This is a genomic window from Flagellimonas okinawensis, from assembly GCF_029194005.1.
GTDB classification, from domain to species: Bacteria; Bacteroidota; Bacteroidia; order Flavobacteriales; family Flavobacteriaceae; genus Flagellimonas; species Flagellimonas okinawensis.
Genome location: NZ_JARFVA010000002.1, coordinates 471,409 through 495,280, shown reverse-complemented (window position 1 = coordinate 495,280; position 23,872 = coordinate 471,409). Strand labels below are relative to the sequence as shown.

At 41.8% G+C, this 23,872-nt stretch carries 21 protein-coding genes; 14 read left to right on the top strand and 7 right to left on the bottom strand.

What is annotated here, in order from left to right:
- Positions 1-153 precede the first annotated feature (153 nt).
- Positions 154-2,310: an outer membrane protein assembly factor BamB family protein gene (locus tag PY091_RS08045; protein WP_275649193.1), complete on the top strand. Its 2,157-nt coding sequence runs from the start codon at positions 154-156 to the stop codon at positions 2,308-2,310.
- Here PY091_RS08045 and PY091_RS08040 read toward each other — a convergent pair whose 3' ends face one another.
- Positions 2,311-3,351 carry an NADP(H)-dependent aldo-keto reductase gene (locus PY091_RS08040; protein ID WP_275649192.1) on the bottom strand — a complete coding sequence of 347 codons (1,041 nt, stop codon included), beginning with the start codon at positions 3,349-3,351 and terminating at the stop codon, positions 2,311-2,313.
- Between the two features lie 60 nt (positions 3,352-3,411).
- A complete protein-coding gene (locus PY091_RS08035; protein ID WP_275649191.1) occupies positions 3,412-4,176 on the bottom strand; it encodes an exodeoxyribonuclease III in 765 nt (254 codons plus the stop codon).
- A 135-nt stretch (positions 4,177-4,311) separates the two neighbouring features.
- Here PY091_RS08035 and PY091_RS08030 point away from each other — a divergent pair, with 135 nt between their 5' ends.
- The 11 genes from PY091_RS08030 to PY091_RS07980 all read left to right on the top strand — a co-directional run bounded on the left by PY091_RS08030 (position 4,312) and on the right by PY091_RS07980 (position 15,313).
- Positions 4,312-4,875: a cysteine hydrolase family protein gene (locus tag PY091_RS08030; protein ID WP_275649190.1), complete on the top strand. Its 564-nt coding sequence runs from the start codon at positions 4,312-4,314 to the stop codon at positions 4,873-4,875.
- Entirely contained in the window at positions 4,872-6,944 is a 2,073-nt protein-coding gene (locus tag PY091_RS08025; protein ID WP_275649189.1) for a TonB-dependent receptor family protein, read from the top strand. The genes PY091_RS08030 and PY091_RS08025 overlap by 4 nt, the downstream gene beginning before the upstream one ends.
- A gap of 50 nt (positions 6,945-6,994) precedes the next feature.
- Positions 6,995-7,333, top strand: coding sequence for an iron chaperone (locus PY091_RS08020; RefSeq protein WP_275649188.1), 339 nt, complete (start codon positions 6,995-6,997; stop codon positions 7,331-7,333).
- A gap of 15 nt (positions 7,334-7,348) precedes the next feature.
- A complete protein-coding gene (locus PY091_RS08015) occupies positions 7,349-7,831 on the top strand; it encodes a GyrI-like domain-containing protein (RefSeq protein ID WP_275649187.1) in 483 nt (160 codons plus the stop codon).
- A gap of 116 nt (positions 7,832-7,947) precedes the next feature.
- Positions 7,948-9,375 carry an amidohydrolase gene (locus PY091_RS08010; RefSeq protein WP_275649186.1) on the top strand — a complete coding sequence of 476 codons (1,428 nt, stop codon included), beginning with the start codon at positions 7,948-7,950 and terminating at the stop codon, positions 9,373-9,375.
- A gap of 3 nt (positions 9,376-9,378) precedes the next feature.
- On the top strand, positions 9,379-10,368 hold the full coding sequence (locus tag PY091_RS08005; RefSeq protein WP_275649185.1) for a metallophosphoesterase family protein: 990 nt from the start codon (positions 9,379-9,381) through the stop codon (positions 10,366-10,368).
- Positions 10,369-10,438: 70 nt separating this feature from the next.
- Positions 10,439-11,914, top strand: a complete 1,476-nt coding sequence (locus PY091_RS08000; RefSeq protein WP_275649184.1) for a M28 family peptidase — start codon at positions 10,439-10,441, stop codon at positions 11,912-11,914.
- A gap of 149 nt (positions 11,915-12,063) precedes the next feature.
- Positions 12,064-12,318, top strand: coding sequence for an autorepressor SdpR family transcription factor (locus PY091_RS07995; RefSeq protein ID WP_127018811.1), 255 nt, complete (start codon positions 12,064-12,066; stop codon positions 12,316-12,318).
- 2 nt (positions 12,319-12,320) lie between these two features.
- Positions 12,321-12,962 (top strand): SdpI family protein, encoded by a 642-nt coding sequence (locus tag PY091_RS07990; RefSeq protein ID WP_275649183.1) that lies wholly within the window; start codon positions 12,321-12,323, stop codon positions 12,960-12,962.
- Positions 12,963-13,031: 69 nt separating this feature from the next.
- The gene (locus PY091_RS07985) at positions 13,032-13,544 is read left to right on the top strand and encodes a DUF3124 domain-containing protein (RefSeq protein WP_275649182.1); all 513 of its coding nucleotides are present in this window, start codon (positions 13,032-13,034) and stop codon (positions 13,542-13,544) included.
- Between the two features lie 101 nt (positions 13,545-13,645).
- Complete coding sequence (locus PY091_RS07980; RefSeq protein ID WP_275649181.1) at positions 13,646-15,313, top strand: formate--tetrahydrofolate ligase; 1,668 nt, start codon at positions 13,646-13,648, stop codon at positions 15,311-15,313.
- 104 nt (positions 15,314-15,417) lie between these two features.
- Here PY091_RS07980 and PY091_RS07975 read toward each other — a convergent pair whose 3' ends face one another.
- Both PY091_RS07975 and PY091_RS07970 read right to left on the bottom strand, forming a co-directional pair.
- Positions 15,418-16,959, bottom strand: coding sequence for a glycine--tRNA ligase (locus PY091_RS07975; RefSeq protein WP_275649180.1), 1,542 nt, complete (start codon positions 16,957-16,959; stop codon positions 15,418-15,420).
- Between the two features lie 36 nt (positions 16,960-16,995).
- Entirely contained in the window at positions 16,996-17,892 is an 897-nt protein-coding gene (locus PY091_RS07970; protein ID WP_275649179.1) for a coiled-coil domain-containing protein, read from the bottom strand.
- A 48-nt stretch (positions 17,893-17,940) separates the two neighbouring features.
- On the opposite strand from PY091_RS07970, the gene PY091_RS07965 reads away from it, so the two are divergent.
- Complete coding sequence (locus PY091_RS07965) at positions 17,941-18,636, top strand: ComF family protein (RefSeq protein ID WP_275649178.1); 696 nt, start codon at positions 17,941-17,943, stop codon at positions 18,634-18,636.
- A 65-nt stretch (positions 18,637-18,701) separates the two neighbouring features.
- The gene (locus tag PY091_RS07960) at positions 18,702-20,321 is read left to right on the top strand and encodes an Ig-like domain-containing protein (RefSeq protein WP_275649177.1); all 1,620 of its coding nucleotides are present in this window, start codon (positions 18,702-18,704) and stop codon (positions 20,319-20,321) included.
- Here PY091_RS07960 and PY091_RS07955 read toward each other — a convergent pair.
- The 3 genes from PY091_RS07955 to katG all read right to left on the bottom strand — a co-directional run bounded on the left by PY091_RS07955 (position 20,305) and on the right by katG (position 23,872).
- Positions 20,305-21,081 carry a nitrilase family protein gene (locus PY091_RS07955; RefSeq protein ID WP_275649176.1) on the bottom strand — a complete coding sequence of 259 codons (777 nt, stop codon included), beginning with the start codon at positions 21,079-21,081 and terminating at the stop codon, positions 20,305-20,307. The genes PY091_RS07960 and PY091_RS07955 overlap by 17 nt on opposite strands.
- Positions 21,082-21,558 (bottom strand): ankyrin repeat domain-containing protein, encoded by a 477-nt coding sequence (locus PY091_RS07950; protein WP_275649175.1) that lies wholly within the window; start codon positions 21,556-21,558, stop codon positions 21,082-21,084.
- Between the two features lie 94 nt (positions 21,559-21,652).
- Complete coding sequence (katG, locus tag PY091_RS07945) at positions 21,653-23,872, bottom strand: catalase/peroxidase HPI (RefSeq protein ID WP_417956865.1); 2,220 nt, start codon at positions 23,870-23,872, stop codon at positions 21,653-21,655.

Here is a 23,872-nt window from a genome sequence, read left to right as displayed (position 1 = left end):
TTCTGATTGCCCATAAACAACAGGTTGTCAGGTCGAGCGCAGTCGAGACTTCATTTTTAAGTCGTTGGTTCCAATAACTTCTCGACTGCGCTCGAAGAGACAAAGCATCATGATTGATTGCTAATATTCAATTAAAAAACATTCAAACTGCACATGAAACGATTTTTTCTCCTAATACCCCTATCCATTCTAATTTCCTGTACCAACCCAAATCCCAATAATGCCGACAAGGCTTATTTCAGTACTTGGGAACATTATTTAGGAGACCCAGAACGCACACACTACTCAAACCAAGATCAAATTGACACCACGAATGTTTCCCAATTAAAACTAGCTTGGAGCTATAAAAGTGGAGGCCTGCAAGAAGGAAGAACCACACAGATACAGACAAGCCCTTTAATGGTTGAAAATGTACTTTATGGTGTAAATGCAGCCATAGAGCTGTTCGCCATCAATGCGAAAACAGGGGAGGAAATCTGGAAATTTTCACCAAAAACAAAAGATGAATCCGGCTTGGGACTCAACCGAGGATTGAATTATTGGAAATCTGACGGTGCCGAACCCAGTCGCATTTTTTTCTCATCCGGACCAAAACTATATGCCATAAATCTTAAAACGGGCCAGCCCATAAGTGATTTTGGCAATAACGGCAGTATAGACCTTCGGGATGGTTTGGGTAGGGACCCAAGTAAATTATCCGTAGTATCCAATACCCCCGGGGCAGTTTTTAAAAACATATTAATCCAAGGTACCCGAGTTGGTGAAGGTCCCGGTTCGTCACCAGGGCACATTCGCGCCTACAATGTGCTCACGGGCGAAATTTTATGGACCTTCCATACCATTCCACAACCTGGAGAGTTTGGTTACGATACCTGGCCCGCTGAGGCATATAATAAAGTTGGGGGAGCCAACAGCTGGCCCGGAATGGCATTGGACAACGAACAAGGCATTGTTTACATCCCAACGGGTTCAGCAGCGTTTGATTGGTACGGGGGCGACCGCGAAGGGTCCAACCTTTTTGCCAATTCCCTGTTGGCGTTAAATGCGAATACAGGGGAACGTATTTGGCATTTTCAAATGGTGCACCACGATATTTGGGACAGAGATCTGCCCGCACCGCCCAACTTAGTGGACATTGTCAGGAACGGAGAAACGATTCCAGCCGTGGCACAAGTGACCAAAAGTGGTCATGTTTTTGTGTTTAATCGAATTACAGGAGAGCCTTTATTTCCCATCGAGGAAAAAGCATATCCAAGTTCAAAACTACTTGGGGAAAAAGCGTTTGAAACCCAACCCCTACCCTTAAAACCCGCGCCTTTTGCACGTCAGATTTTGACGGAGGAAGATTTGTATGCCCCGGACCGGACCGCTTTTGTTGATGATTTGGTTCCAGGCAACGAAACCGATAATGCTCCCACCGTGCTAGAAAAATTCAAATCCATTACATCGCAAGGTCAATTTATCCCAATGGATACCACTGGAGTCATTTTATTTCCAGGTGCCGATGGTGGTGCAGAATGGGGCGGGGCAGCACTCGACCCTAGGGATGGCGTAATGTACGTAAATGCCAACGAGATGGCTTGGATCATTAAAATGAAAGAAATTGGAGGCAATGGCGAAGGTTCCAGTATGGGACAAAGTTTGGCACAAATCCACTGTGCCCGATGCCATGGAGGGGATTTGCAAGGCTTAAACGGAATCCCTGAACTTCAGAATGTGAAATTGCGATTGGAATCCGACTCCATATCAAGTATCATCCAAAAAGGTCGTGGCGCCATGCCGGGCATGCCGAATCTTTCCGAAGAAGAAACCAATGCCATTACCGACTTTTTAATGGATATCGAAGAGGCAAAAGATCATAGAGTAGAGAAAACAAAAATCGATGTGCCCTATTCCATCTCAAGCTTTGCAAGGTTTAAAGATGACCGGGGTTATCCTGTGGTAAAACCACCATGGGGAACTTTAAATGCCATAGACCTCAATTCGGGAGAATATTTATGGACTGTTCCATTGGGGCATGAAAAAAGTTTACAGGAGCCCAATGTTCCAGTATCGGGGTTGGAAAATTATGGAGGGCCCGTTGTCACCAAAGGTGGTGTTCTTTTTATAGCCGCTACCAAGGATGAAAAAATACGTGCCTTTAACATGAAGACCGGTAAGCAACTTTGGGAAGGCCAACTCCCCGCAGGAGGGTATGCCACACCAATCACTTACCAAGTCGATGGCAAACAATATGTTGTGATTTCCTGTGGTGGAGGAAAAATGGGAACCGCCTCTGGTGACGAATACCGCGCCTATGCGCTTGAATAGTTAAGGTGCTGGGTTAGGAATGGCTTTGTGGATTTCCTCAATGCCCTCCAAAACCTCATCGGACAGTTCTACATCAATACTTCCGATGTTTTCCTTTAACTGCTCCATACTGGTCGCTCCTATGATATTACTGGTCAAAAATGGTCGAGTGTTTACAAAGGCCAAGGCCATTTGTGCCATGCTCAAACCATGTTCTTTTGCCAATTCTGCATACTTTATGGTGGCTTGAGTCGCCGTATCCCCACTGTACCTGCTGTAATTTGGAAACAAGGTCACCCTAGCTTTTCTTGGGGGAATTTCGGTAAGGTATTTTCCGCTCAACACTCCAAATCCCAAGGGTGAATATGCCAAAAGCCCTATCTGTTCCCTCATGGAAATTTCCGAAAGTCCCACTTCAAAAAGTCGATTCAAAAGACTGTAAGGGTTTTGAATGGTCAACATTCGCGGTAAAGACTGGTGCACCTTGCTTTCTTCCAAATAGCGCATGGTACCCCAGGGCGTTTCGTTGGACAGTCCTACGTGACGAATCTTACCTTCGGCAATCAAATCGCGTAGCGTTTCCAAAACCTGATGAATATTATCCTCCCAAACATCCACGGCATGGGCGTTGTATCCACGCTGTCCGAAATAATTGGTGTTTCGTTCGGGCCAATGGAGTTGGTAAAGATCAATATAATCCGTCTGTAATCGTTTTAAACTCCCATCAACTGCACTGATAATGGATTCTTTACTAAATCCGCTACTTCGGATATGTTTTGCGGCATGTCCTGGCCCTGCTATTTTGGAGGCCAATACTACTTTATCACGATTTCCGGTTTTCTTGAACCAGTTTCCGATAAGTTCTTCTGTAACCGCATAAAGTTCCTTCTTTGCGGGGACTGGATATAACTCTGCCGTATCAAAAAAGTTGACACCTTGATCCAAGGCATAGTCCATTTGCTCATGGGCTTCATCTTCATTGTTCTGGCGGCCCCATGTCATGGTGCCCAAACAAATCTTGGATATGCGAATATCGGTATGTGGAATTCTGGTGTATTTCATCTTTTATGATTTAGGAAAGTCGAAGGTACATAAACAATACCATCATCCTTTGATCTTGTGTTATTGTTCAACCTCCAACAAAATGGGGCAATGATCACTGTGTTTTGCTTCGGATAAAATCACCGAACGTTTTAATCTATCTTCCAAGGGTTCGGCCACCATACCGTAATCCAAACGCCAACCTTTATTGTTGGCCCTCGCATTGGCTCGGTAACTCCACCAGGTGTAATTATCGGGCTCTTTATTAAAATGGCGGAAACTATCAATAAACCCACTTTTCATAAAATTCCCGATCCATTCGCGCTCTACGGGCAAAAATCCTGAAACGTTCTTATTACGTACAGGATCATGGATGTCTATGGCTTCATGACAGATATTGTAATCCCCACAAACAATTAAGTTGGGGCGTTCCTTTCTAAGTTCTTCGGAATACTTTTGAAAATCGGCCATGTAGGTCAGTTTAAAGTCCAACCTGTCCATATTGGTCCCAGAAGGCAAATACATGCTCATTACCGAAATATCTCCAAAATCGGCACGGATATTTCTACCCTCGTGGTCCATATAATCGATTCCGGTGCCAAACTCAACATGATCCGGCTCATTTTTGCACAATAATGCCACCCCACTATATCCCTTTTTCTGGGCGCTGAACCAATAATGGTAAGGATAACCTGCCTCTTCAAATAGCTGGGTATCCACTTGTTCTTCCATGGCCTTGGTTTCTTGTAAACAAATGATATCCGGTGAAACCGACTGCAGCCAATCCACAAAACCTTTGTTCATTGCAGCGCGAATTCCATTTACATTATATGATGCGATTTTCATGTGCTCAAATTTGTTCAAAAATAGCCATTGTATACGTCTCCCTAAAATTGAATTTCTCAATGCATACATCAGCGAAAAGAATTGCGGCCCGTTTTATGTTGATTTCCCTTAATTTTAACTCAAAATTCATCCTCTATGACTGCACTTGTTCTGATCGATGTCCAAATCGGTCTTCAGGAAACGGCTTTTTATGGTACAGAAAGGAACAATCCTAAAGCAGAAGAGAATTGTGGGAGACTACTGCAGTTTTTCAGGGAGAAACAATTGCCTATTTTCCATGTAAAACACAATTCCAGTAATATTGATTCCCCCCTATATCCCAATAAGATGGGAAACGATTTTCATCCTTTGGTTCAACCCTTGATCAATGAAACCATTTTCGAAAAGAACGTGAACAGCGCCTTTATCGGAACAAATTTGGAAGTGAGCCTGAGAGCACAAAATATCACGGATCTTGTGATTGCTGGCCTTACGATTGAGCACTGTATTTCTACCTCGGTACGGATGGCCTCCAACCTTGGTTTCAATGTTGTTTTGGTCTCTGACGCCACTGCAGCTTTCGATAAAATGGGATATGACGACAATAATTACCCTGCAGATGTTATATTTCATGCAGAATTGGCCAACTTAAAGGATGAATTTGCCACAGTGTTGGACACAAATACATTACTGGAAGAACTTGATAAATCGCTTGAATGAATCTAAAAGAAAAAGGACTCCCCCTACTTTTTATATTTTTTACAATACTTCCAATATTGGCGCAGAAAGCCCAAAAAGATTCCATTACGCAATTGGATGAAGTGGTGCTGACCCAAGAAGCAATACCCAAAATTGCCACGGGCATTACACCTTCTTCAAAAATTGCCGGGAAGACTTTTGAACGGTTCAATCCTACGGACATCCCTTCGGCATTTAATCAAATTTCGGGTGTTTATATCCTTTCTGGAGCCATCAACACCAATAGGATTACTGTTAGGGGAATAGGGGCCAGAACGCCCTATGGCACCAATAAGCTTAGGATGTATTTTAATGGCATCCCTATCACCAATGGTACGGGCGCCTCCACTATGGAGGCATACGATTTTGAAAATTTGGGTGCGGTAGAGATTATTAAAGGCCCAAAAGCCAGCGCCTATGGCGCCAATCTTGGAGGAGCCATCTTATTGAAAACCAAAGCTTCGGTTCAGAACAGGACACAGCTTGTCAATTCCTTTAGCATGGGTTCGTACAACATGTTCAAGGACAACCTAACTTTTTCCCATTCCGAAGATGGTTTTAATTTGAGTTTGAGCTACAATCACTTGGAAACCGATGGTTTCCGACAGAACAATCAATTCCAGCGCGATGGATTACTTCTGAACACACAATTCAGAACTGGACAAAAAAGTAGCATTTCCTTTCTGCTAAACTATATCGATTATATCGCCCAGATACCAAGCTCCATCAATCAAACGGATTTCGAGGAAGATCCTACCCGAGCAGCATCAAACTGGTTGGCAGCACAGGGCTACGAGGCAAATAAATATATCTTGACGGGCCTGTCGTACACCTATCAATTTTTCGAAAATCTGGAGAATACCACCAGTGTTTTCTACACTTATTTGGACCACTACGAGCCTAGACCCTTCAACATTTTAGATGAATTTACCAATGGGTATGGTTTTAGAAGTCGATTTGCAGGTCAATGGGGCAAAGCCGATTTTACCTTTGGCACAGAATTCTACAGGGACGAATACCATTGGGGCACTTTTGAGAACCTCTACGAAGAAAACAACAATAATGGAAGCTTGAAAGGTATTGAATTGAGCGATAACACCGAGTTCCGTCGACAGTTCAATCTTTTTGGAACGCTGACCTTTCCCATTTCGGCAAGCCTTTCTACCCAAATTGGGCTTAACCTCAACAAGACCCATTATGATTTTAGGGACCTGTTCAACGAGGGTGGTGCCAATGCCTCGGCCAAACGTGATTTTGATGCGATTTTGCTTCCAGACCTTGGGGTAAACTATCAATGGCAACAAGGTCGGATCTATGCTAACATCAGTAGGGGCTTTTCCAATCCCAGTTTGGAGGAAACACTAACTCCAGATGGCATCATCAATCCAGACATTGCCCAGGAAACCGGAATAAATTATGAGTTGGGCACCGAATGGATGTTGTTCAAGAAAAAATTGTCTGCAAACTTCACCCTATACCGTATGAATGTAAAGAAACTTTTGGTGGCACAGCGGGTAGGGGAAGACCAATATATTGGCAGAAATGCAGGGAAAACGAGGCATCAAGGCTTGGAAATCGACCTGCAATATCGGGACAAACTATCCCAATCCATCACGTTTTCACCCTATCTAAGTTATACCCTCAACGACCACAGCTTTGTGGAGTTTATAGATGAGGACAACGATTACTCTGGCAACCCACTAACAGGTGTTCCCAAACATCGATTAAGCTCGGGAATCGATTTTAGGCATTCCAATGGACTGCAATTGAACTTGGCCCATCAATTTGTGGGTGAGATCCCCATGACGGATGCCAATTCCATAAGCAGTGATTCCTTTAATGTGTTCCATGCCAAGTTAGGATATCGAACATCAGTTTCATCACAAATAAGTCTGGGACTAAATGTGGGCATCAATAATGTTTTTGATAGCAATTATGCCCAATCCGTATTGATCAACGCCGTTGGATTTGGGGGCGCCCAGCCTAGATATTATTACCCCGGTAATGGACGAAATTATTTTGGAGGGATACAATTAAATTATGTTTTCTAATAATTTTTCATGATTTAAAGGTCTATTTTTAAACTGTAAAATCGCTGAACATGAATGAAATAGACTTCTATATTTTAAAATTTCCTGATACTGTTCAGCAACACCTTCAAAAAATAAGGGTCATTATCAAGAAAGCTGCGCCAAATGCTGTAGAACAAATGGCCTATGGTATGCCCGGTTACAAATCCAACGGAAAACCTTTGGTTTACTTTGCAGGATATAAAAATCATATCGGGTTTTATGCGACACCTTCTGGACACGAAGCATTTAAAAAAGAGCTTTCTATATACAAACAAGGAAAAGGATCGGTACAATTTCCCTTGGACCACCCCATACCCCTCGACCTTATTGAAGAAATAGTTAAGTTTAGAGTCAAAGAAAATGCCTAGTATAAATAAAGCCTGATGATTCCCAGAATACAGACCTTGCCCTCTAACCTATTGGTCAGCAAAAAATCAATCACTTCCTTTGCCAAAAACAACACTTTTGAACTTTGGCGGAGTTTTTCTCCGCGAAAAAAAGAAATAGATTATGCAATCAACAAGGATAGCTACGCTGTAGAAATTTATCCTACCACTACGTTTTTTCAAAATTTTGACCCAACACGCAAATTTGAAAAATGGGCTGCCATTGCTGTATCCAAAGTAGAACAAATACCGGAGGGCATGGAAATCCTGACCGTTTCAGAAGGTCTTTATGCCGTGTTTCACTACAAAGGAAAACCCAGCAAAGTAATGGTCGCTTTCAGATATATTTATGGTGAATGGCTCCCAAATTCGCAATACGAAATGGACAATAGACCCTATTTTTCCTTAATGGGGGATAAATACAAAGGCGAACATCCGGAATCCGAGGAAGAGTTTTGGATACCCATCAAGAAAAAGTAAGCCATTTTTTTTATTTGGTAATATTACTTTAGTGTTCATCACTATGGCATATCTTCTTGGGTATAAGTGTTATATTTGAACATATTGCTTATAACCAACCAAAACTAACTTCAATAATGAAAAAACCCCTTGCACTCAGTTTCGTATTCTTACTGATTTCAACAATCGCCTTTGCTCAAAAGGACAAGAAAAAAATCATTGCCGATCTAGATGCCAAAAAAGACCACTATAAGGAAATCGCCAAAGAACTTTGGACCAATCCCGAATTAGGTTATTTAGAAGAAAATAGTTCAGCGCTTCTTCAAAGTGAATTGGAGAAAGAAGGCTTTACCATTGAAAAAGGTGTAGCAGGAATTCCAACAGCTTTCACAGCGACCTATGGTTCAGGCAGCCCGGTTATTGGGGTTCTTGGTGAATTTGACGCGTTACCAGGTATGTCACAAGATGCAGTTCCTTTCAGAAAACCAAGAGTTGTTGATGCCCCGGGACAAGCCTGTGGTCACCATTTATTCGGCACAGGGTCCATGGCAGCTGCCATTGCCGCCAAAAATTACCTGAAAGAATCCGGAAAATCGGGTACTATCCGTTTTTACGGAACACCTGCTGAAGAAGGAGGGTCAGGAAAGGTTTATATGGTCCGTGCAGGGCTTTTTGATGATGTGGATGCCGTAGTTTCATGGCACGCAGGGGATAGAAACGCATCTAACCCCAGTACCAATTTAGCTACAATTTCAGGTAAATTCCGATTTACAGGTCAGTCATCGCATGCTGCAATGGCGCCAGAACTGGGCCGTTCTGCCTTGGATGGTGTCGAAGGGATGAACGATTTGGTCAACATGCTTCGTGAGCACACCACAGAGCCTACTCGTATCCACTATGTGATTACCAAAGGTGGCGATGCACCAAACATTGTTCCCAAAGAAGCTGAAGTCTATTATGTGATCCGCCATTCCAATAGATTGGAAGTAAAAGCCGTATGGGACCGTGTAGTAAAAGCTGCCGAGGGTGCCGCGATAGGCACAGAAACGGAAATGACCTATGAAATTATCGGAGGTACTTATGAGAAATTACCAAACGAACCACTCTCTAAAATAATGCACGATAATATGACCTTGGTAGGAGGTGTGGACTATACTGCAGAAGATCTTGAATTTGCCAAGGAAATTCAAAAAACTTTGGGAGCACCAAAGCCTATTGAAAGCGCAGGAGAGATTCAACCTATGGAATTTACCTATGGTAAAGCTTCTGCCGATACTGGGGATGTAAGCTGGAACACTCCGACTGCTGCTGTAAATACGGCAACTTGGGTACCAGGCACCCCCGCCCATAGCTGGCAGGCCGTGGCCGCCGGTGGTACGGACATTGGTTTTAAAGGAATGATGGTAGCAGCCAAGACCATAGCCCTTTCTGCCATGGATCTGTTCAAAAATCCCAAACTATTGGAGGCTGTAAAAGCCGATTTCGATAAACGCAGAGGACCCGATTTTAAATATGAGGCATTATTGGGAGATAGGGAGCCCGCGTTGGATTACAGAAAAAACTAAATTATGAGGACTTCCTTAATTATAGTATTCGCCCTATTAGGTATTATAGGGTGCAAACAAACTGAACAACCCGTTGAAAAAGCACCTGTAAAGTTTCAGCATGTTGTTGATTCGGGACCAAAACCATGGACCAGCGAAACCTTTGAAACTACTGAAGATGATTTTACTTTCGGAATTATTTCCGATCTAAACGGTGGAGAAAGAGAAGGGGTCTATGCAACAGCAGTCGAACAATTGAATATGCTGGACCCCACATTTGTGCTCAGTGTCGGAGATTTGATCGATGGAGGTACCGAAGATACCCTACAACTTAAAAAAGAATGGGATTCTTTTGAGGAACGTACTGCCAAGCTAAACATGCCTTTCTTTCATTTGGGTGGCAACCACGACCTAACAAATCCTGTAATGCGAGAGTTCTGGAAAAACCGATTTGGACCTCGTTACTATCATTTCATATATGAAGATGTATTGTTTTTAATGATGGATTCAGAAGATTATGAAGAGGAAAGAATGATGGAAATCTATACAGCTAGGGCAAAGGCATTAAAAATCATCAGCGGAGAAATAGAAGGCAAATACGAAGAGTCCGAATATTATAATATGCCCGAAAGGAGCATTGGTGGTATGAGCAAGGAACAATTGGATTACTTTACAAAGGTTCTTGAAAATAACACGGATGTTAAATGGACCTTTGTTCTTATGCACAAGCCTCTTTGGATGCGTGAAGACGAAAAAGGACTCGGTCCTTTGGAAGATGTTCTGGCCGATCGCGATTACACTGTTATCAACGGTCATTTCCATTCATTTTCAAACCAAATACGAAAAGGACATAGCTACACTATCTTGGGAACAACAGGCGGGAGTCAAAATCCCAAGGATTCCATGGCCTTTGATCATGTAAGTTTGGTTCGGATGGCAAAAAAACCAGTAATAACCCATTTAAAAATGGAAGGTATTTTAACCGAACAAGGAGTGGTTCCAGGTAAAAAGTAGATTTTCATATTCTTAAAAAATGTTAACTTAGTTTTCGCCAACCATACAACTAACTACATATTAGATTTTTATGAAAAAATCCCTCGCCCTCTGTTTTGCCTTTTCCATGTCCGTCGTCTTTTTTTATGCCCAATCGGATAAAGAAAAGGCCTCGGGAACCGTAGATAAAAATACCATTGAAAGTCATATTAGATTTTTATCCGATGACTTATTGGAGGGTCGCGAGGCTGGAACCAAAGGCAACAAGATTGCTGCAAGTTATTTGGCTAGTCAACTTCAAAAATATGGGGCAAAACCGGTTTCGGAAAACGGTTCTTACTATCAAAAGTTTCAACTGCAACAATCCAAGCCGCCCAGTTATGTGGAACTTTCCCTAAAGAATATGGAATATCCGTTGACGGCCAATTTTAAAATGCCAGCAATAGACCATTCTGGAAACGCTGTATTTTTAGGCTATGGATCCGAAGAGGATTTTAAAGATGCTGATGTTTCCGGGAAGACCGTTGTGGTACTAGCTGGATCTAGTGAAGATCCAAGCCCCAATGGAATGTTTCGCAACCGATCTAAAAAAATGCAACTGGCACAGGAAAATGGAGCGCAAGGATTAATAGAACTTGTAGATTTTGATGAAAGTTTCTGGACCAGGGTAAAGCACTTCGTAAGTGCAGGAACCAAAATAAGAGAAGAATCCAACGCAACGGACGAGTCCACTTTCTTTCATACTTGGGTAAACACGCACAAATACAATCCCGATTTCAAAAAAGGTGAGGTAATGCTTTTTAGCGTCAAATCTGATGGACAATCCAAAAAATATCTCGATACACAAAATGTAGTTGGAGTATTGGAAGGTTCAGACCCAGAGCTTAAAAACGAATATGTTATCTATTCGGCACATTATGATCATGTGGGCATTGGTCAGCCCAATGCAGAAGGTGATTCCATTTACAATGGGGCCCGTGATAACAATATAGGAGTTACTGCCGTGCTATCCATGTTGGAAAACCTCAGCCAGTACCCTACAAAACGATCAGCACTTTTTATTTGGTTCACTGCTGAAGAAAAAGGATTGTTGGGAAGCAAGTACTACGCTGATAACCCTCTAATTCCCTTACATGAGGTTTCGTATTGCTTTAACACCGATGGTGGTGGTTACAACGATACTTCCTTGGCCACTATAATTGGTTTGGAGCGTACTTCGGCGGAAGCATTGATTGTAGAAGGTGCGGGCGCATTTGGCCTAAAAGCTATTGGCGACCCGGCACCCGAACAAGGACTGTTTGATCGTAGTGATAATGTGAGCTTTGCAAAAAAAGGTATACCAGCTCCAACATACTCCACCGGCTTTGATAGTTTTGATGAGGAAATCATGAAATACTATCACCAAGCCGATGACGAAGCGGACAGTCTGGATTATGACTACCTTCTAAAATTCTACCAAGGTTATGTTTACTCTGGCCGTTTGATTGCCAATACCCCGGACAAATTATTTTGGAATGCAGGTGACAAATATGAAGAAGCAGGCAAGGCATTGTATGGAATGAAATAGCACCTATTAAATTCATTTCAGAGTATAATTGTTTTATGCTGAAATAAGTTCAGCATGGCCTTTTTTTCCATTCAATCTTAAAGCATTGTACAACAAACATTTGCATATTTCATTCATTATTTAGATATTTATCTAAATAACTAATTTAAATGAATTCGCTTTTCAAGGCCCTGAATGATGAAACCCGTAGGCAGATTGTCGAATTGCTCAAAGAAAAGGACATGAATGCTGGAGAGATTGCCGAACGGTTCAATATTTCGAAGCCAAGTATTTCACATCATTTAGACATTCTACGGCAAGCTGATTTGGTCACCAGCGAAAAAAAAGGGCAGTTTGTAGAGTACTCCCTCAACACCACTATTTTAGAAGATTTGCTCAATTGGATACTAACCTTAAAAAAATAATTATGAACCTAAAAAAAGAACTTCCGATCATCGGCATTGTTTTGCTTCCGTTTTTGTACTTGGCCTACATATGGAACCAACTCCCGCAAGAAGTGCCTTTGCATTATAACATCAAGGGTGAAATAGACCGCTACGGAGATAAGTCCGAGCTCGTCCTTATTCCCATTTTGCTGCCTTTGCTGATCTATGTAATTCTCTTGGTGGTTCCCCACATAGACCCCAAAAAGCAGATTCAAAAAATGGGCAAAAAGTACGATTCCTTAAAGTTGGTCATTACAACTTTTATGTCCGTTTTGGCATTGTTTTTTATTTACATTGCAAAAAATCAATCCATTGCTAATCCAAATTACATCTTGTTGTTAACTGGAGTGCTATTCATCATTTTTGGAAATTATTTCAAGACCATTAAAGCCAACTATTTTATCGGTATACGAACCCCTTGGACCTTGGAAAATGAAAGCGTTTGGAAAGAGACCCACAAATTGGGTGGTAAAATTTGGTTTGCAGGAGGCCTTCTCATTATCCTGAGCAGCTTAATTTTCAATGAAAAGATAAATATCATCATTTATATGAGTTGCATCGCAATCATGGTTTTGGTGCCTGTGATTTATTCCTATTTGTTGTTCAAAAAGCTGAAAGATTAATTTATAGGAAGGTATCTGCACAAGTATTGCAGAATCCTTATCTTAGTTAACAGCTAGCAAAATTGGATTATGAGGAAGTTATTGCCCCTTGTTTTGGTATTTATCATTATTTCCTGCAACGAAAAACCACCTCAAAAGGTGAGTTCGGTCGACCCTGTGAATTGGAACCAACGAAGGGCCTCCATTTCCAAAACCGATTCACTGCTAAACGGTGTTTCCTATCTATCCGTATACTCCGAAATTTACAGCGAGACCGAACATCGCACACATAACCTGACCAGTACCATTAGTATGCGGAATACCAACCTAAAGGATACCATTTACCTTACCAAAGCGGAATATTTTGATACCCACGGTAATGCTATCCGTACCTATTTTGATTTTCCAATCCATATTAAACCTATGGAAACGGTGGAAATCGTAATCGATGAAAAAGACCAGGAAGGAGGGACAGGGGCCAATTTTCTATTTCATTGGAGTATTGAACCTAATATGCACGAGCCCTATTTTGAGGGTGTTATGATTTCAACTTCTGGGCAACAAGGCCTTTCTTTCACTACGGAAGGAAAACGAGTGGAGTAATTCCCAACCCTACAATTGTCATAGTTTAACTCACCCGATTATAGTATCTTGTATTTCAAATATTGCTGCTTTGAAAGCTGCAAACCGCATAAAATTTAACTATGACCGATTTACAGATTGCCAAAGGTGTTACTTTAAAACACATATCCAATATTGCAGAAAAATTTGGAATCGACCCCGAGAACATTGAAATGTTCGGAAAATACAAGGCAAAGCTTCCATTAACAGCCATAAATCGAGAAAAAGCCCAAGAAAGCAACCTTATTTTGGTTTCTGCAATTTCCCCTACCCCTGCCGGTGAAGGAAAAACTACCATGTCCATAGGACTTTCCGAGGGACTGAACCGCTTGGGAAAAAAAACGACCGTAGTCTTACGTGAACCATCTTTGGGACCTGTTTTTGGCATAAAGGGCGGTGCCACAGGTGGTGGGTTTTCCCAGGTATTGCCCATGGAAGACATCAACCTTCACTTTACGGGTGATTTTGCCGCTATTGAAAAGGCGCATAATCTCTTGGCTGCCATTATCGATAATAACATTCAAAGCAAGACGAATTCCGTTCAGCTAGATCCTAGAACTATTGGGTGGAAACGGGTTATGGACATGAACGATCGTTCTCTTCGCCATATCATTGTAGGTCTGGGAGGAACAACTTCTGGAATACCAAGGGAAACCGGTTTTGATATTACCGCGGCTTCCGAGATTATGGCCATTTTATGTTTGGCAGAAAGCTTGAGCGACCTCAAAAAACGATTGGGAAATATTTTTGTAGGCTACACCTATGATAAAAACCCCATTTATGCCAAAGATCTAAAAGCTGAAGGTGCTATGGCCGCTCTTCTTAAAGATGCCATAAAACCCAATCTGGTTCAGACCATCGAGGGCAATCCTGCTATAATCCATGGTGGACCTTTCGCAAACATTGCCCAAGGTACCAACTCCGTAATTGCAACCTTAATGGGTATGTCGCATTCCGATTACACCGTTACCGAAGCAGGTTTTGGATTTGATCTGGGTGCAGAAAAATTCTTTGATATTAAATGCCAAAGTGCAGGGCTAAAACCAAAGGCAGTAGTACTCACAACAACCATACGTGCATTAAAATACCATGGTGGGGCCGATTTAAAATCGTTGACCGAGCCCGATGTAGAAGCATTAAGTAAAGGGCTCCCTAACTTGGAAAAGCACTTAGAGAACATTGGCAAGTTTAAGATGGTACCAGTAATTGCTATAAACAGATTTGTTTCGGACACCGATGAAGAAATTGATGTGATTCAAAAATTTGCAGCATCCAAGGGAATTCGAGTTGCTGTGGCCAACGTTTGGGCCAAAGGAGGTGCAGGGGCAGAAGAGTTGGCAAAAGCCGTTATAGAAATTGTTGAATCCAAAGCTTCATCTTTTAAGCCTCTTTACGATTGGGAAACCAGCGTAAAAGATAAAATAGCCACCATTGCCACCGAAATTTACGGAGCAGAATATGTGGATTATACTACGAAGGCCAAAGCCGACCTAAGAAAAATCGCTGACCTTGGTTTAGAGCATTTGCCCGTTTGTATTGCAAAAACACAAAAATCCCTGTCGGACAATCCAAAACTTTTGGGCAGGCCCAAGGATTTTATCATCACAGTGCGAGAAATTGAAATTGCCGTTGGCGCGGGTTTCTTGATTCCGATTACGGGTAATATCATGCGAATGCCCGGTTTGCCGGCTCATCCAGCATCCGAAGGAATCGACATCAACGATGATGGGGAAATTACAGGCTTGTTTTAAACAATCAAGATTGCATGTATGTCATCTCGAGCAAAGTCGAGAGATTATCACTAAGAATTGGTCTCGACTGTGCTCGACCTGACTCCTTTTATAAAATTGTCAGCTTAGATTTTCTGTAACCAGTAACGCATATCCACTTCTTTGGAGATGATATCCTTCACCTCTGAAAGTTTCACACGCTTTTGATCCATAGTATCCCTGTGGCGAATGGTCACCGTGTCGTCTTCCAAGGTTTGATGATCCACCGTAACACAGAAAGGTGTCCCCGCAGCATCTTGACGACGGTAACGACGACCTACGGCATCTTTCTCATCGTAATCCACGTTAAAATCCCATTTCAGTTCATCCACCAATTTCTGGGCCACTTCGGGTAGTCCGTCGCGCTTTAACAAAGGTAGAACGGCTACCTTATTCGGTGCCAACACCGCTGGAATCTTAAGTACTGTCCTGGTTGAGCCATTTTCCAATTCCTCCTCTTGTAAGGAGTTGGAGAACACGGCCAAGAACATACGGTCCAATCCTATGGATGTTTCCAGTACATATGGAGTGTAGCTCTTGTTTTCTTCATGGTCGAAGTATTGCAGTTTTTTGCCAGAATATTCTTCATGCTTGCCCAAATCAAAATCAGTACGGGAATGGATTCCTTCCAATTCCTTGAATCCGAATGGAAACTTAAATTCGATATCGGCGGCAGCATCGGCATAGTGGGCCAATTTTTCATGGTCGTGGAAACGATAATTATCTTCTCCCATTCCCAAAGAAAGGTGCCACTTCATTCGTTTTTCTTTCCAAGCCTCGTACCACTCCATTTGGGTACCTGGTTTTATAAAGAATTGCATTTCCATCTGTTCAAATTCCCTCATACGGAAAATAAACTGACGGGCTACAATCTCGTTTCGGAAGGCTTTTCCTGTTTGGGCAATACCAAACGGAATTTTCATTCTTCCGGTTTTTTGAACGTTCAAAAAGTTGACAAATATACCTTGTGCTGTCTCTGGACGAAGGTATAGGTCCATAGCACTATCAGCAGAGGCACCCAATTTGGTTCCGAACATCAAATTGAACTGTTTAACATCGGTCCAGTTTTTTGAACCAGAAAGTGGACAGGCAATTTCCAATTCCTCGATCAATGCTTTTACATCGGCCAAATCTTCTTTTTCCAAAGACTGACCCATTCTTTTAAGAATTGAATCGGCTTTCTCTTGATAACCTAGTACCCTATTATTCGTGGCAAGAAATTGTTCCTTATCAAAACTGTCACCGAAGCGCTTGGCCGCTTTGGCCACTTCCTTATCGATTTTAGCCTCAATTTTGGCAACATAGTCCTCGATTAGAACATCGGCGCGGTACCTTTTTTTGGAATCCTTGTTATCGATCAAAGGATCGTTGAAGGCATCCACGTGGCCAGAAGCTTTCCATGTGGTGGGATGCATAAATATGGCGGCATCGATACCCACAATATTTTCATTGAGCTGTACCATGGCCTTCCACCAATATTCGCGAATGTTCTTTTTTAACTCCGCACCGTTCTGACCGTAGTCGTAAACTGCACTGAGTCCATCATAGATCTCACTGGATTGAAATACATAACCGTACTCCTTTGCGTGGGAGATAACCTTCTTAAAAATGTCTTCCTGATTTGCCATTGGGCAAAAATAGAATTTTACCCAAAAAGTAGTATGCTATTTCAGCTGAAATTCAGTAGAAGCCAACAATCTTTCGTCTTCGAACACATTTAAGGTATAAATTCCTTCCGGCAACGAGCCTTCCGGAACTGTAATCGCATCGCATACACTTATTTCTTTTCCGGTGTACACAATTTCCACCTTTTTACTATAGGTGTTGCCACTTACAGAAATAGTATTCGCATTGTCTTCGATTACGGCCATATTTGGGTCCAAGAATTGTAAGTAGAGTACCTTGATATCCCCATCGGAATTCGGATCGCTAAGAATGGTTACACACCCTCTTAACTTTTCGATTACCGACGCTTTGTTGGTTTTAATGGGTCTGCCTGCCCTTAATCTAAACCCACTGCCCTCTGCATCCTGCAGTTTTAGATAACTTTTAATGCGGAGCTCCCTTGTTAGTTCTTTGTTGGTCTCTCTTAGTAGCGACTCTGTACGTTCCATGTTATTGGCCCTGCCCCTTAGTTCTTCCAATTGTTTAATGGTTTCGTCGTACTTAGCGGCCAAAAGGCTATTGTTGTAACGTAAAAAATTGTTCTTGAGCTTCAGGCTGTCAAACCGAAGTTCCAACTTACGAAGTTCCTTTCTGGTTTCTTTTAACTTGGTAATGCTGAAATTTAATCTTCCTACGGAATCCAACAATTGCTGCACTCTAAAACGAGACGTTTGCAGCTCAATTTCGTTCACCTCGTTCAATCCGGATAATCTATCAACCTCAGCCCTCATCAACGTTAAATCTTTTACCAAAAGTGACTTTTCCTCCTCCAAATAGATCATTTGGTTTTTGGACTGGGCATAACTATAGTAAAAGGCAATAAGAATCCCCACAATAACCGCTGCCATAGCGGCAAAGATAATTTTGTAGTTGAAATTGTTATCTTGGGAGTTCATGGGGTTGACAGACTACTCTAAAATGTAAAAGATTTGACACCAAAAAGGTTGGCTAAGATAATAAACGAGATTAACAACATCCTATTGCCAAGGGTATGTTTTGGATGTAATGCCCAATTATTTAGTGGAGAACACACTTTGTGTGCCGTTTGTCGACATGATGTGCCACTCACCGATCATAACTATCTGGAAGAAAATGCAGTGGACCGTATATTTTATGGGAGAATTCCGATAAAAAAGGCAGCTTCTTTCGTTTATTTTACAAAAAATGGGATTGTAAAAAATTTATTGCACTGGCTTAAATACAAAAATCAAGAACAAATCGGGCAATTTTTTGGTAATTGGTATGGCTCCCTTTTAAAGGAAAATGGGCAACTAAAAAATATTGATGCCGTAATTCCCGTTCCACTGCATCCCAAAAAACTAAAGACAAGAGGATACAACCAGGTTGCCGAATTCGCCAAGACCATAGCTGAAAATTTGGGTGCCAACTATTGCGATGACTGGTTGATAAAAACCAAAAACATTAAAACACAAACCAAAAAAGGAAGACAAAGTAGATGGGAAAGTTCCAAAGATGCCTTTGAGCTAAATACATCCTTAGATAATAAATTTAAGCGCATACTGCTGGTCGATGATGTTATAACTACCGGTGCAACAATCGAGTCTTGTGCACAAACCATTCTACGTGCTACTGAAATTGAGATTTTTGTGTTGAGTATGGCCGTGGTTCCAGAGGGTTAAATTTTATTAATGCATTGCCCCGTTTTTTAAATTAGTTGTTTCTTTGTCCCACATTGATTTAAGGCATGGTATACTTAAAAAAATTATTGGGTCTACTTTTTATCTCATTTATGGTACTTGCCCTTTGGCAGTGCGCCAAAAGAGGTTCCCCGAGTGGTGGCCCAAAAGACACTATACCTCCAAAATTAATTCGAAGTGAGCCGGAAAACTTCACTACTAACTTCGACGCAAAAAAAATACGCCTTTATTTTGATGAGCTTATAAAGTTGGAGGATGTACAGAACCAGTTAGTGGTTTCACCTCCATTTAAAAACCCTGCCGAAATTACTCCCATGGGCGGGCCAAGCAAATATATTGAGCTTATAATAAAAGATACACTGAGGGAGAATACAACCTATACCATCAATTTTGGGCAGAGTATTGTGGACAATAACGAAAGTAACCCAAACAGTTTCTTGAGTTATGTTTTCTCAACAGGCGATTATCTCGATTCACTAACCTTAACAGGCGCTGTAAAAGATGCGGTAAACCGTAAAGCCGATGAATTTATAAGTGTGATGCTTTATGCTGTGGACAGCACTTATACAGATTCCACCATTTATAAGGAGCCACCATTATACATTACAAATACCGGAGATAGTCTACCTCTTTTTGAGTTAAAGAATCTTAAAGGAGGAACTTACGCCCTCTTTGGATTGAAAGATGTGAACAAGAACAATATGTTCGACCAAGGTCAAGACAAAATTGGTTTTATAGAAGATACCATCACCTTACCAACAGATTCCATTTATCTATTGAACCTGTTCAGGGAGGAGATGAATTACAAACCTTCGGTTCCCAGTTTGGTAGCTAAAAACAGAATTATGTTCGGTTATCAGGGCAATCATGAAGAAATGATCATCGAAACCCTGACTACCCTTCCAGATTCTGTAAAAACAACATTGCTCAAAGAAAGGAACAAAGACACCCTAAATTATTGGATGACACCTGCCGAACAGGATTCCATAATTTTTACCGTGAGAAATGATAGAGTCCAGACCTTGGACACTTTTACGGTTAAAATGCGGGACTTGCCCATGGATTCTTTAAAACTGTCCACATCCGTTAGTGGAAAATTAAATTTTGAAGATACTTTTAGTGTACTGGCGAACACTCCGATTGTTACATTGGATACCAGTTATATTTCGTTGAATGTCAGCGACTCCATTCCCACAGCTTACACATACACACTGGATACTTTGAACAACAAGGTTGATTTTGGTTTTAAGAAGGAGCCCAACCAAAAATATTCGTTTTCATTTTTACCGGGTGCCATCACTGATTTCTTTGGAATACAAAACGATACATTGGCCTATAATTTATCAACGGGAAGTTATGCCGATTATGGCAACTTAAGAGTAAACCTTAGTGGTGATGTTACATATCCAGTGATTATGCAACTGACCAACGAAAAAGGAGAGGTCCAAAGAGAGATTCTAGCTTCTGAACCCCAAATCTTCGAGTTCAACCATTTGAATCCGGGCAAGTACGTGATCAGAGTTGTTTTGGATGAAAATGGCAATGGCAAATTGGATACCGGAAATTATCTTGAAAAGATACAACCGGAAAGAGTGAGTTATTATCCCGGAGTTATAGACGTTCGGGCCAACTGGGATATGGAAGAGACATTTATCCTTTCAAACTAAAGGTATCCCGGTCTTCCAGAAATTTTAGTTTCTTCCGTGTAACATTAATGTGCTCTTTATTCAATGTAGCATATAGAATTTCATTGTCCTTGGAGAAAACCAATGGCTCCCCTAAAACATCATATACAGCGGAATGTCCCGGGTATTCATAATTCAGACCATCCATACCTATCCTGTTAACTCCTACGCAATAGGACATGTTCTCGATTGCCCTGGCCTTTAATAAAGTATCCCATGCATTGATTCTCTTCTTGGGCCAATTGGCAACATAGATCAGTACATCATAATCTTCTGCATTTCTGGCCCAAACAGGAAATCGAAGATCATAACATATCAACGGGCAGATTTTGAATCCCTTGAAATCAAATATGAGCTTTTTGTTGCCTGCCTCATAAACCTCGTCCTCACCAGCTAGTGTAAAAGTGTGCTTTTTATCATACGATTCAAGATTACCATCCGGTGTAGTAAAAAACAAACGGTTATAATGCTTTTCATCCTCTTGAAAAATGATACTCCCAATCAACGCCTTGTTATGTTGCTTGGAAATTTTCTTCATCCATTCAAGGGTTTCTTGGCTCTCAGAAAGTGGAATTTTATCAGGCCGCATGGTAAAACCAGTCGTGAACATTTCTGGGAGAACGACCAAATCCACATCATCGGGAACACTTGCCATTTTATCTTCAAACATTTTTCGGTTAGTTTCCGGGTCTTCCCAGTATAAATCTGTTTGAATCAAAGCAATGTTCAAGGTAGTGGGCATCTAATATTTTTTTAAAAGTTCCTCCAATTCACTATTTCCTTGTTCCAGAACAAGGTCCATGGCGGTTTTGCCTCTGGCATCTTTTACAGTACTGTCTGCTCCATGTTTCAAAAGTAATTCGGCAATATCCTTTCTATTAAAGGTTACTGCATATATAAGACAGGTAGCGCCCATGGCATTTTTTTGACTGACATTGGCCCCTGCATCTATTAATTTTTGGGCTATGGTCGTGTATCCCTTGAAACACACTCCCATGAGGGCTGTATTTCCTGATCCGTCCAAGGCATCCACTTGAGCTCCCTTATCCAATAAATATTGGACCATTTCCTCATGGCCATAATAGGCTGCCAACAATAAGGGCGTTGAACCTCTTTGGTCCTTAGCTTCCAAAAAATCGGGATTGTTGTCCAATAGGGAACCAACTGCTTTTGAGTTACCGTTCCGTATGTGATTAAAGAGTTCTTCTTTGTTGTTCATAGCTATGTGAAAGTTATAAAAAAACTGCCATAACCCTATAAGTCATGGCAGCCTTTATGATTAATTTTCTTTTCCTTTTATTACAAGGATTTGATTAAGCTAGATCGAAACGATCTAGGTTCATTACTTTGGTCCAAGCAGCAACAAAATCTTTTACAAATTTTGCTTCTGAGCCAGCCTCGGCATATACTTCTGCTAGGGCACGTAAGATAGAGTTGGAACCAAAAACAAGATCCACTCTTGTTCCAGACCATTTAAAATCGCCTGTCTTACGGTCAACACCTTCGTAAAGTGTTTTTTCTTCATTGGCTGCCTTCCATTCGGTAGACATGTCGAGCAAGTTCACAAAGAAATCGTTGCTCAATACACCGATGTTATCGGTAAATACACCATGTCTTGAACCATCAAAGTTGGCGCCAAGTACACGCAAACCGCCTACCAAAGCGGTCATTTCAGGAGTGGTTAGCGTCAATAATTGTGCTTTATCCACCAATAAATGTTCTGCAGGCACTTTTATTCCCTTAACCACATAGTTTCTGAAACCATCGTAAGGTGTATTCAGATACTCAACTGAATCTATTTCAGTTTGTTCTTGAGTCGCATCGTTACGGCCAGGTGTAAATGGAACTTCAGTTGGCACACCAGCATCGCTCGCTGCCTTTTCAACTGCTGCACTACCCGCCAAAACAATCATATCGGCCAAGGAAATTTTCTTACCTCCACTGGCATTGCTATTGAATTCATCCTTTATTCCTTCAAGAACAGCTATGGTTTTGTCGGTTCCTTTGTTTACTTCCCAACTTTTCATCGGTTCCAAGTTAATTCGTGCACCGTTGGCACCACCACGCTTGTCACCTCCGCGGAAAGTTGCTGCGGATGACCAAGCAGTGTACACCAAATCAGAAACGGAAACTCCAGACTCCAATACTTTTGCTTTCAACGCTTTTACATCTGAAGCATCAACCAAGGTATAATCCACTGCTGGAATTGGATCTTGCCAGATCAATTCTTCTTTTGGTACTTCTGGTCCCAAATAACGAGAAACAGGTCCCATATCACGGTGAGTCAACTTATACCACGCACGGGCATAAGCGTCCGCGAAAGCATCAGGATTCTCATAGAACTTGCGTGAAATTTTCTCGTAGGCAGGATCAAAACGCAAAGAAAGGTCCGTAGTCAACATAGTTGGTTTTCTGTTAGGTCCTCCAAACGGATCTGGAATAATGGCCTCAGCGTTGGCAGCTACCCATTGGTGTGCTCCTGCTGGAGACTTGGTCAATTCCCAATCGAATTCGAACAAGAATTTAAAGAAATCGTTGCTCCATTTCACTGGGGTAGATGTCCAGATTACTTCCAAACCAGAAGTAAAGGCATCCGACCCTTTTCCCGTGCCATTTTTATTTTCCCATCCAAAGCCTTGTGATGCCAAATCTGCTGCTTCTGGATCTGCATCCATCATTACTTTTTCACCATCACCATTACCATGTGTTTTTCCGATGGTATGACCTCCAGCAATCAATGCTACAGTTTCTTCATCGTTCATGGCCATACGCTCAAATGTTTCGCGAATGTCATGTGCTGCAGCTACCGGGTCAGGGTTACCATCTGGGCCTTCTGGGTTTACGTATATCAATCCCATTTGTACTGCCGCCAATGGATTTTCGATTTCACGTTCTTCTTTATTATGCTGATAACGGCTGTTTGGCGCATCACTTGTTGCCAACCATTCGGTTTCGTTACCCCAATATACATCCTGGTCCGGTTCCCAAACATCTTCACGACCTCCAGCAAAACCAAAGGTTTTAAATCCTGTTGATTCCAAGGCTACATTACCTGCCAAAATCATAAGGTCTGCCCAAGATATTTTTTGACCGTACTTTTGTTTGATGGGCCACAACAAACGACGGGCTTTATCCAAACTCACATTATCCGGCCATGAGTTAAGAGGAGCAAAACGTTGCTGTCCGCGTCCACCACCACCACGGCCATCTTGGACACGATAGGTTCCTGCACTGTGCCATGCCATACGAATGAACAAACCTGCATAACTACCAAAATCTGCTGGCCACCAATCTTGCGAATCCGTCATCACATTCAACAAATCCTGTTTAAGGGCTTCATAATCCAACTTCTTAAACTCTTCCGCATAGTTGAAATCCTTTCCTAATGGATTTGATTTTTCTGAATGCTGGCTCAATAGTTCCAACTTCAGTCGGTTGGGCCACCAATCCTCATTTTGTGTGCCTCCACCGGCTACATCACTTAAAAATGGGCATTGACTTGCATCTGCCCCGTTTGCCATTTCTTTACTCAT